This window comes from Pseudomonas sp. Ost2 (assembly GCF_018326065.1).
Classification (GTDB): Bacteria; Pseudomonadota; Gammaproteobacteria; order Pseudomonadales; family Pseudomonadaceae; genus Aquipseudomonas; species Aquipseudomonas gingeri.
In genome coordinates, this window is the sequence record NZ_AP021904.1 from 152,904 (window position 1) to 168,809 (window position 15,906).

Consider the following 15,906-nt stretch of genomic DNA (forward strand, 5'->3'; position numbering starts at 1 on the left):
CGCCATCGTTGGCAAACCCGCCCCCACAAGTTTTGCAGCCGATCAGTTACGTGACGGGAAGATTCCTTCCAGGGCGATGCTGAAGTTCACCACCAGGAACGGGTTCATCGTCCCCAGCGGCAGGTTGCCACCCGGTATGGTCAGGTTGCCGGCGATGGTGCTGGCGGCACCTTTCAGGGCGACTGGCGATGAACCTTGAGCGTCGGAAAAGATACCCGCCGAGGGTGGGCCCGACGGAGCGGATGCGCCGATGTAGGAGTTGGTGGCGGTCGGGGCGGTGACCGCGTTGCTCGGGGCGCTCGCCAGGTTGATCGTGGTGTTGACGGTCAGGCTGGCGGTCGGAACCACCTGGGTGGGCAGGTTGCTGCTCAGGATCGACACATTTTCCGTGCCGCTGACTTCGCCCATGACCCGTGGCGTCAGGCCCGGCCCGTTACCCTGGCAGACCGGCAGCCGGCTTTGCAGGTTGGGCAGGCCGAAGGTCTGCTGGCCATTGCCGCCATAGGTCGTGCCCATCACCGCGAACAGTGCCTGGTATTGCGAGAGGGCCAGCAGTTGTCCGCTGCAGAGCGCCCAGCCCCTGGGGGCGAAGTTGAAGCCGAACATCTGGATGGTGCCGAGAAATACTTCCATGGATCCTTTTCCTTCAGCCGTGTTGGGAGAGGTGCGGTACCCGTTGTGCCCGGGCTTTTTGTGCACCGACCCAAAGCGTAGACGCTGGCTTGGCACCTGCCGGTTTTTTTGCGGGGTAGAGGTCGCGATTGGAACAGTCGGGCAAGCCGATGACGTTCTAGCCTACAATCACCGGGTCATGCTTCCCGAGTGGGGGCAGTGGTTGATTTCCAGAGGGTGGTGATGGGCGTTCCGAGTAATGATGAAGCGACAACGCGACTTTACGGTCGGTCTGTCACGCACCCGCAACCTCTTGTACAGCTGCTTCGCGAACCCTGGCTGGTACCGCTCCTGGTGCTGGCCGTGGCGTTGCGCCTGCACCAACTGACGGCGGCGGCGATCTGGGGCGACGAAGGCTCCAGCCTGCTGCTGGCCCAGTACCCGCTGTCCGGCCTGTGGGTGCATGCGGCCCACGATGTCCATCCGCCGCTGTACTTTGCGCTGCTGCATGGCTGGATCGGCCTGTTCGGCGACTCCATCCTGTCGATCCGCCTGATGAGCGCGCTGCCCGGGGTGATCACGGTCTTCCTCGGCACCTGGCTGACCTGGCTGATCGCCGGCCGTCGGGCGACGCTCCTGGCCTGCCTGCTGCTGGCGCTGCTGCCCACGGCGGTGCGCTACAGCCAGGAAATACGCATGTATTCGCTGATGGGCGTATGGCTGCTGGGGGCGACGGTGGCGCTGGTGTACTGGGTTCGCGCGCCCGAGCGCAAGCGCTACCTGGTGATCTATGCGCTGCTGATGGCGGCCGGGTTCTACACCCACTACTTTTCCGCGCTGTGCGTGCTGTCGCACTGGCTCTATCTGCTGGTGATCCGCCGTCAGCCCGGCAGCGCGCACCGCTATATCGCCCGCCGCGAGTGGTGGCTGGCCAACGTGGCGATCGTCGTGCTGTTCCTGCCGTGGCTGCCAGGCCTGATCGACCTGGTGCTGCACATGGATGACCTCAAGGTCGGCGGCGACGTCGGCTGGGAACCGGCGGTTACCTGGCGTTCGCTGCCCTCGATGATCTGGCAACTGATGGCCCAGGACGACGGTGAAACCATGCCGCTGTGGCTGTTCGTCAGCCTGCCGGCCTTCATGGCGGTGGTGCTGGGGTACATGGCCTGGAGCGATCGCAGTCGCTATCACTTCGACACGATGCTGGTGATCTACAGTGCGTTGCCGCTGGTGCTGGTCTTCGCGGTCTCGTTTGTCTCGCCGGTGTTCATCGAACGCTACCTGACCGTGCCGGCGCTGGCCCTGCCGATCATCCTGGCGCTGTTCATCGACCGGCTGGCGCGGCGTTTCAAGGTCCTGGCCGGGCTGTTGCTGGTGACGATCCTGGTGGTGGAGGGCGTGGGCCTGAAGAACAACTACACCGTGGACGCCGACGACCAGTTCAGCAATATGGTCGAGTACATGGACCAGCACCGGGCCGTGGGCGACCAGGTGGTCCTGGGCGACATGTTCTGGTACCTGACCTGGTGGTACTACGACAAGAGTGCGACGGCGCCCCGCCTCTATACCCGACCCACCGCCCAGGGTGTGTCGACCCGGCCCAACAGCTACGGCTTCGGCACCCTGGTCGATGAAAATGCCGGGGTCTATCTCGATCACCTGGAGGACCTGCCGGCGGGTAACGGCCGCGTCTGGCTGGTGATGAGCCGGGTGGCGCCGGACGAGTTCCCGACGATTCCGACCGGCTGGCGGAAAATCGACCAGCACGCGGGGGGCGACACCCAGGCGGTTTTATATGAGACCTGTCATCCCTCATGTAGCGGACACTAACCGCCAGAGGCTTGATATAGAGCCATCAGACAGCGGAAAAGGCCCATGAACACCCGTGTTTATGGGCCTTTTCCGACTTAAAGTCCCTACGATTGATGTCAAAATACTACTAGTCCGCAACAATTCCTTACGCTACGCTTTGTCCTACAAATGGACTTACGTCACGGTGAATGGATTGCGCAGTTTTCACTTTATCTCCGGATTACCGCGCTCAGGGTCCACCCTGCTCTCCGCCATTCTCCTGCAGAACCCCCGTTTTCATGCCGGCATGACCAGTCCGGTCGGGTCGCTGTTCGCCAGCGTGCTGGGCCAATGCAGTGCCGGCAGCGAGTTCGGTTCGGTGATCGACACCGACATGCGCCGTCGCCTGCTCGCCGGGCTGTTCGATTCCTACTACGCCGACAAGAGCGACAAGTCGGTGATCTTCGACACCAATCGCCAGTGGTCCGCGCGCCTGCCCGCGCTGATGGACCTGTTCCCCCAGTCCAAGGTCATCGCCTGTGTGCGCAATGTCGCCTGGGTCATGGACAGCATCGAACGCCTGTATCGCGCCAATCCGTTCGAGAACACCAAGCTGTTCAACGATGACGGCGAACGCAACACCGTCTACAGCCGGGTCGAGACCCTGGCCCAGCGCAATCGCCTGGTGGGCTTCGCCTGGGCCGCGCTCAAGGAAGCCTATTACGGCGAACACGCCGACTCCCTGCTGGTGATCGACTACGACCTGCTGAGCCAGGCGCCGGACATGGTCATGCGGCTGGTCTACGACTTTATCGGCGAACCCTGGTTCGAGCACGATTTCGACAACCTGGCCTACGATGCCCCGGAGTTCGACCATTCACTGGGCATGGCCGGGCTGCACAAGGTCAAGCGCAAGGTCGCCTTGCAGTCGCGGCGCACCATCCTGCCGCCGGACCTGTTCGAACAGTATTCCAAGCTGTCCTTCTGGCTTGATGGAAGCGCCAGTACAGCCAATGTCATTCGCGTGAAAAACACGGCCGCGATCAATTGATCGCGGCTTTCATTTGAGTCCAAGAACGTTCGATCCCTGGTGAGCAGCATGTGGTGGAGCAAACAGAAGTCGCGGGCGGTAAAGCGGACAATCCAAGGCGCCAAGTCCCTGGGCACACCCATGATCATGTCGCTGGAGCCGCGCATGCTGTTCGACGGCGCGGTCGCGGCCACCGTGGCCACGGCGGCGGACAGTCATCCGACGGCGGATGCGGCCAAGGCGCCGACCGCTGACCAGGCGCCGGCCAGCAAGGACACCCACGCCCAGGCGGATGCCACCCCGACGCCCGCACCTGCTGCCGTTCCCGGCCAGACCGTGGTGTTCGTCGACTCGCGCGTCAAGGACTTCGACAGCCTGCTCAAGGGCATCGCCCCCGGTACTCAGGTGGTGATGCTCGACGGCAGCAAGGACGGCCTGCAACAGATCGCCGATTACCTGGATACCCACCAGGGTGTGAGTTCCGTGCAACTGATCGCCCATGGCAATGCCGGCGACCTGTGGCTGGGCAACACCTACCTGTCGGCCGACAACGTCGCGGCCCGGGCCGATGTGCTGGCCGAAATCGGCAAGGACATGAATGCCGGCGGCGATATCCTGATCTATGCCTGCTACACGGCCGAAGGGCAGCGCGGCGTCAGTTTCGTCGACTCCCTGGCCGAACTCACCGGGCGCGATGTCGCGGCCTCGACCAATCGTACCGGGGTCGGCGGCGACTGGACCCTGGAGATTGCCACCGGCAGCATCGAAAGTGTCAATGTGCTGTCGCAGCAATCCATGTCCGCCTACCAGTGGGGCCTGGCGACCTGGACCGCGACCAACGGCAACGATTCGGGCGTCGGCTCCCTGCGCGCTGCGCTGGCGTCGTCGCAGAACGGCGATATCGTCACCTTCAACAGCGCCATGACCGTGGTGCTGAACAGTCAGTTGGTGGTCACCAAGAACATCACCCTCGACGGTGACCTGAACAATGACGGCGCCGCCGATGTGACCCTGGACGGGCAGTACAGGACCAGTGTGATCCAGGTCAACAGCGGCACCACCGTGACCTTCGACGGCCTGGTGATCACCCGCGGCCTGATCGCCGGAAACGGCGGCAATGGCGGCAGCGGCACCAGCGCGGCCAATTCGCTGGGGGCGGGGATCAGCAACTTCGGCGACCTGACGCTGAAGAATGTCAGCGTGACGGCGAACGCGGCCTCGGGCGGCGGTGGCGGTGGCGGTGTCACCGGTGGCGCGGTCGGTGGCGCCGGTGGTGGTGGCGGTGCATTGGGCAACGGCATCGGCGGGCATGGCGGCAGCACCGGCAGCGGCACTGGCAACTATGCCGGCAGCGCTGGCTCGGCCAACCAAGGCGGCACGGGAGGCGGTTATAACCTGGTGGTGATGGGCGGCAAGGGCGGCTCGGGCAGCGCCGGCGCCGGCTCGACCAACCCCTATGGCTACTCCAACGGCAGTGCCGGCGGCACAGCGGCCGTCGGCGGAATATCGATCGGTGGCGGTGGTGGCGGTGCCGGCTGGAACGCCATTGGCGGCAAGGGCGGTGGCGCGGCGGGCGGTATCTACAACGCCACTGGCGCCAAATTGACCATCGTCGGCAACTCGGCGATTACCGGTAACATCGGTGCCGGCGGCGGTGGTGGCGGTGGCGGTTCCCTGAACAGCGGCAGCACCGCCAATGGCGGCGACGGCGGCCTGGGCGTCGGTGCGATCTGGAACAAGGGTACGGTGCTGATCACCGCAGCCAACTTCGCGAGCCTGGGCGGCAGCGCCAACTCGGGCGCCAGCGGCAACGGCGGCCTGGCCAGTGCCGGCACGGCCGGTAACAAGCCGACGGCAGTCAATGGCCTGTTCAACGATGTTGGTGGTACGTCGGACAATGCCTATGTCCCGGCGCCAACCGCGACCATCGTGGTCGCGACCCCTGCCCAGCATATCGGCAGCACTTCGCAGGTAACCATTACCTTCAGCGAAGCGGTGAACGGTTTCACCCTGGCCGACCTGACGGTTGCCAACGGCAGCCTCAGCAATTTGCTCACCAGCGATAGTGGCAAGACCTGGACCGCTACCTTCACCCCTGACGCGAACGTTGCCAGCAGCTCCGGCCAGATCATCCTGGACAACACCGGTGTCACCAGCCAGTCGCTGGGTCTGGCCGGCGTCGGCACCACCGCGTCCAACAGCTACACCGTCGACACCGCGCGCCCGACCGCGACCATCCAGGTCGACAGTCCGGCATTGAACGTCGGTGGCTCGTCCCAGGTGCACATCACCTTCAGCGAGGCGGTGAGCGGTTTCAGCCTGTCGGACATGACGGCGTCCAACGGAACCCTGAGCAACCTGAGTACCAGCGACAATATCCACTGGACCGCAACCCTGACACCGGCTACCGGCAACAACAGCAGCGGCAACGTCATCACCCTGGACAACACGCTCTATACCGATACCGCAACCAACGCCGGCAGTGGCACGAGCACGTCCAACGCCTATGTGATCGATACCGTGCGGCCGACGGCAAGCATCGTGGTGTCCAACACCGCGCTGAACATCGGCGGTTCGTCCCAGGTGACCATCACTTTCAGCGAAACGGTCAACGACCTGAGTCTGGCCGACCTGACGGCGTCCAACGGCAGCCTGAGCAACCTGGTCCAGGTCGATGGCACCCACTGGACGGCAGTTCTCACACCGACCGCCGGGGTCAGCCACAGCGGTGATTTCATCACCCTGAACAACACCGCGATCAGCGATGGCGCGGGCAACGCCGGCAGCGGCAGCACCAACTCCAACACCTACGCCGTCGACACCCAGCGACCCACCGCGAGCATCGTGTTCGGCAACACCAACCTGGGCATCGGCCAGACCTCGCCGGTAACCATCACCTTCAGCGAAGCGGTGACCGGGTTCACCCTGGCCGACCTGACGGTGAGCAACGGCGTTCTGAGCAACCTGACCACCAGCGACAACATTACCTGGACCGCGACCTTCACCCCGACCGCGGCTATCGTCAGCGCGAGCAACCACATCACCCTGGACAATACCGGGGTCCAGGATGCGGCGGGCAACGCCGGCAGTGGCAGCACCACGTCGAACAACGTCGCCATCGATGGCGTGCGCCCGACCGCCACCGTGGTGATCGCCAACGACTCGCTGAAGATCGGCGATACCTCGCTGGTGACCATTACCTTCTCGGAAGCCGTGGTCGGATTCAGCAACGCCGACCTGAGCATCGCCAACGGCACGCTGAGCGCGGTGAGTAGCCTCGACGGTGGCATCACCTGGACCGCGACCTTCACCCCGAGCGCGAGCACGACCGATACCACCAACCTCATCACCCTGGACAATACCGCCTACAGCGACACCAGCGGCAATATCGGCACCGGCTCCACCGTTTCCAACAACTACAGCATCGACACCCAGCGGCCGACCGCGACCATAGTCGTCGCCGATCCGGTGCTCACCGCCGGGGAAACCTCGCTGGTGACCATCACCTTCAGCGAAGCGGTGACCGGTTTCACCCTGGCCGACCTGAGTACCAGCCATGGCAGCCTGAGCGGCTTGAGCAGCGCCGACGGCATTACCTGGACCGCGACCTTCACGCCAGGCACGAACACCAACAGCGCGACCAACGCCATCACCCTGGCCAATACCGGTATCGCCGACCTCGCCGGCAACGCGGGCACGGGCAGCACCAACTCGGCCAACTTCACCATCGACACCGTGCTGCCCACGGCGAGCATCGTGGTGGCTAGCCCGGCGTTGAATATCGGTGGCACGTCCCTGGTGACCATCACCTTCAACGAGGCGGTCACCGGCTTCAGCAATGCCGACCTGACCATTACCAACGGTACCCTGAGCGCGGTGAACACCAACGATGGTGGCATCACCTGGACCGCCACCTTTACGCCGAGCACCAATCTCACCGACGCCACCAACCAGATCACCCTGGACAACAGCGGGGTCCAGGCAGTGGTTTCGGGCAATGTCGGCATCGGCTCCTCCGCATCGAACAACTTTGCCATCGACACCCAGCGTCCGACCGCCACTGTCGTGGTGACGACCGACCACCTGGGCATCGGCGGTACGTCCGTGGTGACCATCACCTTCAGCGAGGCGGTGACCGGGCTCAGCCTGGCCGACCTGACCACCGACAACGGCACCCTGAGCAACCTGAGCACCAGCGACAACATCACCTATACCGCGACCCTTACGCCGGTGGCGGGCATCACTCAGAACAACAATCACATCGTCCTGGACAACACCGGCGTGGTCGACATCGCCGGCAACAGCGGTTCCGGAACCAGCGAATCCAACAGCTACGCCATCGACAGCCAGCGGCCGACCGCGACTATCGTGATGGCCGATCCGGTGCTCACGGCGGGCGAAACCTCGCAGGTGACCATCACCTTCAGCGAGGCGGTGACCGGTTTCGACAACAGCGACCTGACCGTGCCCAATGGCACGTTGAGCGCGATGACCAGCAGCGATGGTGGCATCACCTGGACCGCGACCTTCACCCCGACCAGCAACATCAACGACACCACCAACCTCATCAGCCTGAACAACGCCGGCTACACGGACCTGGCGGGCAACGCCGGCACGGGCTCCACCTCCTCGGCCAACTTCACCATCGATACGGTACGGCCGACCGCGACCATCGTCGTGGCGGACAACGCCCTCAAGGTCGGCGAGACCTCGACGGTGACCATTACCTTCAGCGAGGCCGTCAGCGGTTTCGACGCCACCGACCTGAGCGTGGCCAGTGGCACCTTGAGCAACCTCACCAGCGGCGACGGCGGTATCACCTGGACGGCGACACTGACCCCGACCAGCAATATCACCGATACCAGCAACGTTATCGTCCTGAATAACAGCGGCGTGGCGAACGCCTCGGGCAACACCGGCCTGGGTACCACCAGTTCCAACAACTACAGCGTCGACACCCAGTCGCCGACCGCGACCATTTCGGTGGCCAACGACCACATCGGCATCGGTCAGACCACCACGGTGACCATCACCTTCAGCGAGGTGGTCAGCGGCTTCGACCTGTCGGATCTGAGCGTGGCCAACGGCACCCTATCCAACCTGGCCAGCAGCGATGGCGGCAAGACCTGGACCGCGACCCTGACCCCGACCGTGGGCGTCACCGACGCGACCAACCTGATCGTGCTCGATACCAGCCTGGTCAGCGATGGTGCCGGCAACACGGGCGCGGGGATCGCCATCTCCAACAACTTCGGGGTCGACGCCGACCTGCCGACGGCCACCATCGTGGTCGCCAACCCGAACCTGACCGCCGGCCAGACCACCACCGTGACCTTCACCTTCAGCGAGAAAGTCACCGGTTTCGACCTGTCGGACCTGAGCGTGGCCAACGGTGTGCTGTCCAACCTGGCCTCCAGCGACGGCGGCAAGACCTGGACCGCGACCCTGACCCCGACGGCGAACATCACCGACCCGAGCAATTTCATCACCCTCGACACCAGCCTGGTCACCGACCTGGCGGGCAACGCCGGCACGGGTTACGCCAACTCCAACAACTACGGGATCACCACGGTGTCCCTGGGCGGCGACCCGCAGTTCCGGATCACCGATCCGGCACCGCCAGCGGACCTACCGAACGTACCGTTGCAACCGGTCGTCTTTGGTCCACCGAATGGCAACCTCGGCTCGCCCATCGGCTTCCCGCCGCTGTTCGAACAGCGCGATGTCGGCGGTGGCCTGCCACCGATCGGCAATATCTTCATCAGGAACGGTGCCCTGGCCCCGAGCTTCATCGCCCAGGTGTTCAGCACCGACAGCGGTGGCGACGGCAGTGGCAGCGGCTTCCTCGGCTTTGGCGGCGGCGATGGCGGGGTGTTTGGCAGCAGCACCCTGTCAGGGTTGTTCAACCGCGAGTCGAACAGCGACAGCGCGGGCTTCAAGGCCTTCGAGCGCCAGGGCAGCAAGAGCCTGGGCGATCCGTCCCAGGGCCTGCGCGGGATTTTCGGTGCGCCGACCCTCGGCCAGCAATTGCAGCAGCTCAAAGATTCCGAGCAGAAACAGTTGCATGAACTAGCCTGGGCTCTGGAACAGGTCGGCGTCAGCGAAATGCCGGCCTGAACAATTAACTGAGATCTGCGCCGACCGTTGTCGGCGCCTATAAAAATAGAGAGCGGTAGTCAGGGGCGGTGCCAGGGAATGAGAAGAAGTCAGAAGTTGTTCAGCGTCAGCTTGCTGGCGCTGGTAGTCAGCGGTTGTGCCGTCACCAGCCAGCCGATCGATCGCAGTGTCAGTGAACAACGCGCCAAAACCGATCTGCAGAGCATGTACAGGGATCAGGAACCCCTCAGTGGTCCGCTGACCCTGCACGAAGCCATGGCCCGTGCGGTGAAATACAACCTCGAGGGGCGCCTGAAGATCATGGAGGAGGCGCTGTCCAAGCGTCAGCTGGACCTCGCCAGCTTCGACATGCTGCCGCGCATGGCACTCTCGGCCGGTTATGCCGGGCGTAACAATGTCAGCGGTTCCAGTAGCGAAAGCGTGGAGACTCATACCCAGTCCCTGGAACCCTCGACCTCCCAGGACAAGAACCGTCGTGTCGCCGACCTGACCATGGTCTGGAACGTGCTCGACTTCGGCGTCAGTTATATCAGCGCCAAGCAGCAGGGTGACCAGCGCCTGATCGTCCAGGAACGTCGGCGCAAGGTGATCAACACCATCGTCCAGGACGTGCGCTCGGCCTATTGGCGGGCAGTGGCGGCCGAACGCCTGCTCAAGCAGATCGACAGCCTGATGGCGCGGGTCGAGGCGGCGCAGGGCAACAGCCAGAAGATGAGCGAACAGCGCATCGGCGACCCGATCCAGGCCCTGAGTTACCAGCGTTCGCTGATCGAGGCGACCCGCCAGCTGGAAGAACAGCGCAAGGCGCTGTCCCTGGCCAAGACCGAGCTGGCGACCCTGATCAACCTGCCCCTGGGCACCGACCTGACCCTGGCGACGCCGGATGATTACGCGATTCCGGAGCTCAAGGTCGATATGGCCCAGCTGGAACACGAGGCCCTGGCCAGCCGTCCGGAACTGCGCGAGCAGGACTACCAGAGCCGTATCAGCTCCGCCGAAACCCGCAAGGCCATGCTGCGCCTGCTGCCGGGCCTGGAATTCTCGGCCGGTGGTCACTACGACAGCAACTCGTTCCTGGTCAATGACAAGTGGGCGGACTTCGGCGTCAAGGTCACCTGGAACCTGTTCAACGTGATCTCCGCCCCGGCGGCCATCGATGTGGCCAAGGCCGGTGAGGAAGTGGCGACCGCGCGCCGCCAGGCGATGTCGATCGCCGTGCTGGCGCAGCTCTACGTGGCCAACGCCAACTACCGCGAGGCGTTGCGCCAGTTCAAGACCAGCCAGCAACTGTCGAATATCGACGGGCAGATCGTCGGCCAGCTGCGCAACCGTTACCAGGCTGCCGGGCTGGGTGAACTGGACCTGATCCAGGGCGAACTCAACACCCTGCAAGCCGACCTGCGCCGCGACCTGGCCTATGCCGACCTGCGCAACGCCTATGGCCAGATCTTCGCCAGCGCCGGGCTGGATCCGTTGCCGGCGGAAGTCTCGTCGACCAAGGTGGCGTCGATTGCCGGGGCCATGGCGACGCGCGAGTCGCAGTGGGCGGCCGGCAATATCAGCGTGCCTGTGACCCATGCCGAAGGACAGTAACCTGCTGGCGCCGCGGGCAAGTATCAGCCGCGGCCAGCGCGAGGCCCGCAACGGTCATCGCGGCACGGCGATCCTGCTGACCGGCTTGCCGGCGGCGGGCAAGTCGACCGTGGCCCAGGCACTGCAGGCCGCGTTGTTCGAGCGGGGACTGCAATGCCTGGTGCTGGACGGCGACGTCTTGCGTGGCGGTTTGAATCGCGACCTGGGGTTTGCCGAGCGTGATCGCCAGGAGAATATCCGTCGTGCCAGCGAGCTGGCCGGACTGCTGGTGGACAACGGCCAGATCGTGATCCTGGCGATGATCGCGCCCCAGGCCGATCTGCGTGAACTGTTCGCCCGGCGCCTGGGTGAGGATTATCGTGAAGTCTGGTGCAGCGCGTCATTGCAGGTCTGCGAAGGGCGCGATCCGAAAGGGCACTACGCCCGCGCCCGGCGCGGTGAGTTGGCGAGTTTCACTGGGATTTCCGCGCCTTATGACGTGCCGCACGCACCTGATCTGATCCTCGATACCGGGCTTCTTTCGGTGCAGGCCTGCGTCGAGCAACTGCTGGACCACCTGCAGTCATCCGGGGTGATTCCCTGAGCCTGCCGGCCTTTTCCCGTTTGCCTGTGGTGGTGGCTTTGCCGCTGCTGCTGCAGGCCCTTTCTCGTATCGCCGGACCGGCCTGGAAAGCCCACTTCAATGCCGATTACTACGACGGTGACTGGAGTGGCGTCGCGCTGATTTCGGCGGCGGATGCCTTGAGCGAGCTGGCGCCCGGGGCCGGTGCGCCGACCGAGCGCGAGCCCTGGTTGCTGGATGCGACCTGGGCGGCGGCCCTGGACCTACCCCTGGAGATACGTTCGGCGCGGTTGCTGCGCCTGGGGCCGGGCGGGCGGATTCACGAGCATCGCGACTACGACCTGGGTGCGCCGGACGCGGACCGACGACTGCACATTCCCCTGCTCAGCCCGCCGGATGTGGACTTCATGCTCGATGGGCAACGTATTCCGATGCAGGCCGGTGAGTGCTGGTTTCTCGATCTGTCGCGGCCCCACGGCGTCGATAACTGGGGCGAGGACGAGCGGATTCACCTGGTGCTCGATTGTCGTCCCAACCGCTGGCTGGAGCAGCAGATCGCCAATGGCCTGGCGACGACGCCGGCGCCGGGTATCGGCCGGGCCGCCGCGGACTTGGCGCGGTTTCGGACCTTGCTGGAGAACGATCCGGCGTTATGCCAGGCCTTGCAGGTTCTGGAGGACAGCGAAGCCTTTATCGCCCGTACCCTGCAATTGGCGGGCGAGCGCGGCCTGCGCTTCGGCCGTGAAGATATCCGTTCGGCGATGCGCCAGGGCCGCAGCCGCTGGAGCCAGCAATGGATGGCCTGAAGGACTGGCTGCCGATCCGCCTCTGGCAGCAGGCCGGCGAGTGGCGGGTGGACTGGTGCTGGTTCGGTGCGCGCCCGCTCGACCAGCCGTTTTTTCGCGAAGCGGTGGACGACACGCTACGCCTGCCGTTCAACCAGGCATTCCGTCGTGAAACGTCCCTGGCGGCACTCAGCGAGTGGCGTGCCCCGGCAGTGGCCCCGACGGCCTTTATCTACCACGCCTCGCGTTGCGGTTCGACCTTGCTCGGCCAGATGCTGGCGCAACTCGACGAGGCTATCGTCATCTCCGAACCTCCGGCGCTGGATACCCTGTTGCGCGGGACATTCGAGCCGCGAGAGCGACAGGCAGCGTTGCGTGGCCTGCTGGCGGCCTACGGCCAATTGCGGCGTGGTGGTGAACGCAAACTGGTGATCAAGCTCGACGCCTGGAATATCGGTGAGCTGCCGTTGCTGCGCGAATGCTTTCCCGCCACGCCCTGGTTGTTCGTATACCGTGACCCGCTGGAAATCGCCGTGTCCCATTGGCGTCGGGCGGGCATGCACATGGTCCCGGGGATGATCGGCGCCAGTTCGCTGGATACCGCGGGGCAGGACGACTCGCGGGAAGACTATATCGCCCGGCGGCTGGGACGGATTTTCCGGCAGGGGCTGGAGCATTGCCGGGCGTCGGGTGGCGTGCCGGTGAACTACAGCGAATTGCCGGCGGCCATGGACGGGCATCTGGCGGATTTGTTTGCCCTGGATGCCGGGCAGCGACAGCGGGTTTTCGCGTCGGTCGGACAACACGCCAAACAGCCCGCCCAGGTGTTTGTGCCCGACAGCCAGGACAAGCACCGCGAGGCCTCCGCACAGCTCCGGGAGCGGGTGTCAGCCTGGGCCCAGGCGCCCTATGAGGCGCTGGAACGCCTGCGTTGCCCCTGACCTTTCAGGATTTCGACGACAGATCCGCCATGCCCTTGAGCAACTCGATCGGCAACGGGAAGACGATGGTCGAGGTCTTGTCCCCGGCAATCGCCCCCAGTGTCTGCATATAGCGCAGTTGCATGGCGCCCGGCTGGCGTCCGAGCATCTCGGCCGCCTGCATGAGTTTCTCCGAGGCCTGCAATTCACCTTCGGCGTGGATCACCTTGGCCCGCCGTTCACGCTCGGCCTCGGCTTGCCGGGCGATGGCGCGGATCATCGACTCGTTGAGGTCGACGTGCTTGATCTCGACATTCGCCACCTTGATCCCCCAGGCATCGGTCTGCGCATCGAGCACGTGCTGGATATCGGTGTTCAGGCGCTCGCGTTCGGCCAGCAGTTCATCCAGCTCATGCTTGCCCAGCACCGCACGCAAGGTCGTCTGTGCCAGCTGGCTGGTGGCGGCGAGAAAATCCTCGACCTGGATAATCGCCTTCTGCGGGTCGAGCACGCGGAAATACAGCACCGCGTTGACCTTGACCGAGACGTTGTCGCGGGTGATCACATCCTGGGGCGGTATATCCAGCACCACGGTGCGCAGGTCCACCCGGACCATCTGCTGCACCAGCGGGATCAGCAGGATCAGCCCCGGTCCCTTGACCTGCCAGAAGCGCCCGAGCTGGAATACCACCCCACGTTCGTATTCACGCAGGATGCGAAAGGTCGAGGCCGCCAGCATCAGCAGCAGGAGCACCAGCAGCGCCCCGGAACCCAGTTGCAGGACCATGATCAATCTCCTCGCCTTGGCGGGTCGTCAGCGGCTTGCACTTCCAGCAGCAGGCCCTTGCGCGCGATCACCCGCACCCGTTGTCCGGGCTGCAGCGGTGTCGGGCTCAGTACCTGCCAGTTTTCCCCTTGCAGCTGGACCCAGCCGCCATAGACCCGGCCGTGATGGACATCGCCGGTTTGCAGCGCTGTGATGCAGGTGAGGCTGCCTTCCAGGCCGGCGTCGCCACTGACCACCTGGCGCTGGCGCGCCTTCACGGCCGCGGCGATCAGCGCCACCAGCAACAGGGCAGCGCTTATCGCCAGCAGAATGATCCAGGGCAGGGGAATCGCGTAGCCGGGCCATTGGCTGTCGATCAGGATCAGCAGCCCGACCACGAACGTGACAAGACCGCCGAAACCGATCAGGCCGAAGGTCGGCAGAAAGGTCTCGGCCAGCATGAATGCGATACCCAGGAGGATCAGCGCCACACTGGGGTGGATGGTCATGCTCACAGGTGTGCTCCGCGAGTTCGTCACCCCCTCTTGAAGTCTAGTCGAGGGGCGGCGGCCGCGTTTAGCGCCAAGTCGACTATCCAGGCCCGGCGATAGCGATAACGGTGCTTGAGCCGGGCCGACGACTGGCGCCGTACTGCCTAGACTCATACCCATGGATTGCCGTAGACCCATCGCCCCGGGGCATTCTGCGGGGCTCGGAGGTGCATCATGCGTATGGCCAAGACCGTGCAGAGCAGCCTGGAAAAGGCGAGCTGCGAATTCGATATCATCCATCACCCGCATTCGGCCAGCAGCCTGGAGACCGCCCGCCTGGCGGGGATTCCGGCGGAACGCATGGCCAAGTCGGTGATCCTCGACGACCAGCATGGGCATTACCTGATGGCCGTCTTGCCCGCCAGCCGGCACCTGGACCTGAGCAAGGTGCGGGGCGCCTCGACCTGGCAGATCACCCGGGAAAGCACCCTGGCGTATCTGTTCCAGGACTGCGAGCGCGGCGCCGTGCCGGCCCTGGGCGAATCCTATGGCCTGCGCATGGTGGTCGACCCGCTGCTGACCCGCGAGAAGGACATCTACCTGGAAGCCGGTAACCACCACAACCTGGTGCATATGGAAATGGGCGAGTACCTGCGCATGGTGCCCCATGCCGAAGTGTGCGAGGTCTGCCACTGAACCTTTGACCCGCCCGCGCCCTCCATTGCAGGACAACTGAGCATTCCCACGCCCTGCGTGGGCATGCTGCCCGTGACGCTCTGCGCCACCCGAGCGGACGCGGAGCGTCCAGAGAGGCGTTACCACGCAGAGCGTGGGAACGATCCCGGCACCGATATTTCACTGATCACCGGAGAATCCAATGGAATCACCTACCCACAGCCTGCCGTCCCTGTTCAAGCAACTGGGCCTGCCCAACGATGCGAAGAGCATCGACCAGTTCGTCGCCGCCCACTCGCCGCTCAAGCCGGAGCTGCACCTGGCCGACGCGTTTTTCTGGAGCAAGAGCCAGGCGGATTTCCTGCGCAGCGAAGTGCTCGAGGATGCGGACTGGGCCGAAGTGGTGGACCAGCTGGATGTGTTGTTGCGCAAGGGGAGGCAGGGCTGAGATCAAGCCCCCCATGAGCTACGCTCAACCCAACGGTCATGGTTCCTCTGTGCCTGACCGAACCGACAAGAACAAATTGTTTCAAGACTTGACGAAATCCTGGTCGATACGCGATA

At 64.4% G+C, this 15,906-nt stretch carries 12 protein-coding genes; 9 read left to right on the forward strand and 3 right to left on the reverse strand.

The window, feature by feature from the left end:
* Nucleotides 1-42: 42 nt before the first annotated feature.
* A complete protein-coding gene (locus tag KI243_RS00720) occupies nt 43-633 on the reverse strand; it encodes a tail fiber protein (RefSeq protein WP_177083784.1) in 591 nt (196 codons plus the stop codon).
* A gap of 222 nt (nt 634-855) precedes the next feature.
* Between KI243_RS00720 and KI243_RS00725 the strand changes: the two genes are divergently transcribed.
* The 7 genes from KI243_RS00725 to KI243_RS00755 all read left to right on the forward strand — a co-directional run bounded on the left by KI243_RS00725 (nt 856) and on the right by KI243_RS00755 (nt 13,431).
* Complete coding sequence (locus tag KI243_RS00725) at nt 856-2,442, forward strand: glycosyltransferase family 39 protein (protein ID WP_212810333.1); 1,587 nt, start codon at nt 856-858, stop codon at nt 2,440-2,442.
* Between the two features lie 166 nt (nt 2,443-2,608).
* Nucleotides 2,609-3,454, forward strand: a complete 846-nt coding sequence (locus tag KI243_RS00730) for a sulfotransferase (RefSeq protein ID WP_177083780.1) — start codon at nt 2,609-2,611, stop codon at nt 3,452-3,454.
* A gap of 48 nt (nt 3,455-3,502) precedes the next feature.
* On the forward strand, nt 3,503-9,550 hold the full coding sequence (locus tag KI243_RS00735) for an Ig-like domain-containing protein (RefSeq protein ID WP_212810334.1): 6,048 nt from the start codon (nt 3,503-3,505) through the stop codon (nt 9,548-9,550).
* A gap of 96 nt (nt 9,551-9,646) precedes the next feature.
* Complete coding sequence (locus KI243_RS00740) at nt 9,647-11,143, forward strand: TolC family protein (RefSeq protein ID WP_177106878.1); 1,497 nt, start codon at nt 9,647-9,649, stop codon at nt 11,141-11,143.
* On the forward strand, nt 11,127-11,726 hold the full coding sequence (cysC, locus tag KI243_RS00745; protein ID WP_177128047.1) for an adenylyl-sulfate kinase: 600 nt from the start codon (nt 11,127-11,129) through the stop codon (nt 11,724-11,726). Before KI243_RS00740 ends, cysC begins: the two co-directional genes overlap by 17 nt.
* Nucleotides 11,723-12,511, forward strand: a complete 789-nt coding sequence (locus tag KI243_RS00750) for an aspartyl/asparaginyl beta-hydroxylase domain-containing protein (protein WP_042934754.1) — start codon at nt 11,723-11,725, stop codon at nt 12,509-12,511. The genes cysC and KI243_RS00750 overlap by 4 nt, the downstream gene beginning before the upstream one ends.
* Entirely contained in the window at nt 12,499-13,431 is a 933-nt protein-coding gene (locus KI243_RS00755) for a sulfotransferase family protein (protein WP_212810335.1), read from the forward strand. The genes KI243_RS00750 and KI243_RS00755 overlap by 13 nt, the downstream gene beginning before the upstream one ends.
* Nucleotides 13,432-13,435: 4 nt before the next feature.
* Here the strand turns inward: KI243_RS00755 and KI243_RS00760 are convergent, their stop codons facing one another.
* Both KI243_RS00760 and KI243_RS32775 read right to left on the reverse strand, forming a co-directional pair.
* On the reverse strand, nt 13,436-14,149 hold the full coding sequence (locus tag KI243_RS00760) for a slipin family protein (RefSeq protein ID WP_244861878.1): 714 nt from the start codon (nt 14,147-14,149) through the stop codon (nt 13,436-13,438).
* A 50-nt stretch (nt 14,150-14,199) separates the two neighbouring features.
* Nucleotides 14,200-14,685 (reverse strand): NfeD family protein, encoded by a 486-nt coding sequence (locus KI243_RS32775; protein ID WP_017124772.1) that lies wholly within the window; start codon nt 14,683-14,685, stop codon nt 14,200-14,202.
* 216 nt (nt 14,686-14,901) lie between these two features.
* Between KI243_RS32775 and KI243_RS00770 the strand changes: the two genes are divergently transcribed.
* Both KI243_RS00770 and KI243_RS00775 read left to right on the forward strand, forming a co-directional pair.
* Nucleotides 14,902-15,363 carry a YbaK/EbsC family protein gene (locus KI243_RS00770; protein ID WP_017124771.1) on the forward strand — a complete coding sequence of 154 codons (462 nt, stop codon included), beginning with the start codon at nt 14,902-14,904 and terminating at the stop codon, nt 15,361-15,363.
* A gap of 181 nt (nt 15,364-15,544) precedes the next feature.
* Entirely contained in the window at nt 15,545-15,790 is a 246-nt protein-coding gene (locus KI243_RS00775; protein WP_017124770.1) for a DUF2789 domain-containing protein, read from the forward strand.
* Nucleotides 15,791-15,906 lie beyond the last annotated feature (116 nt).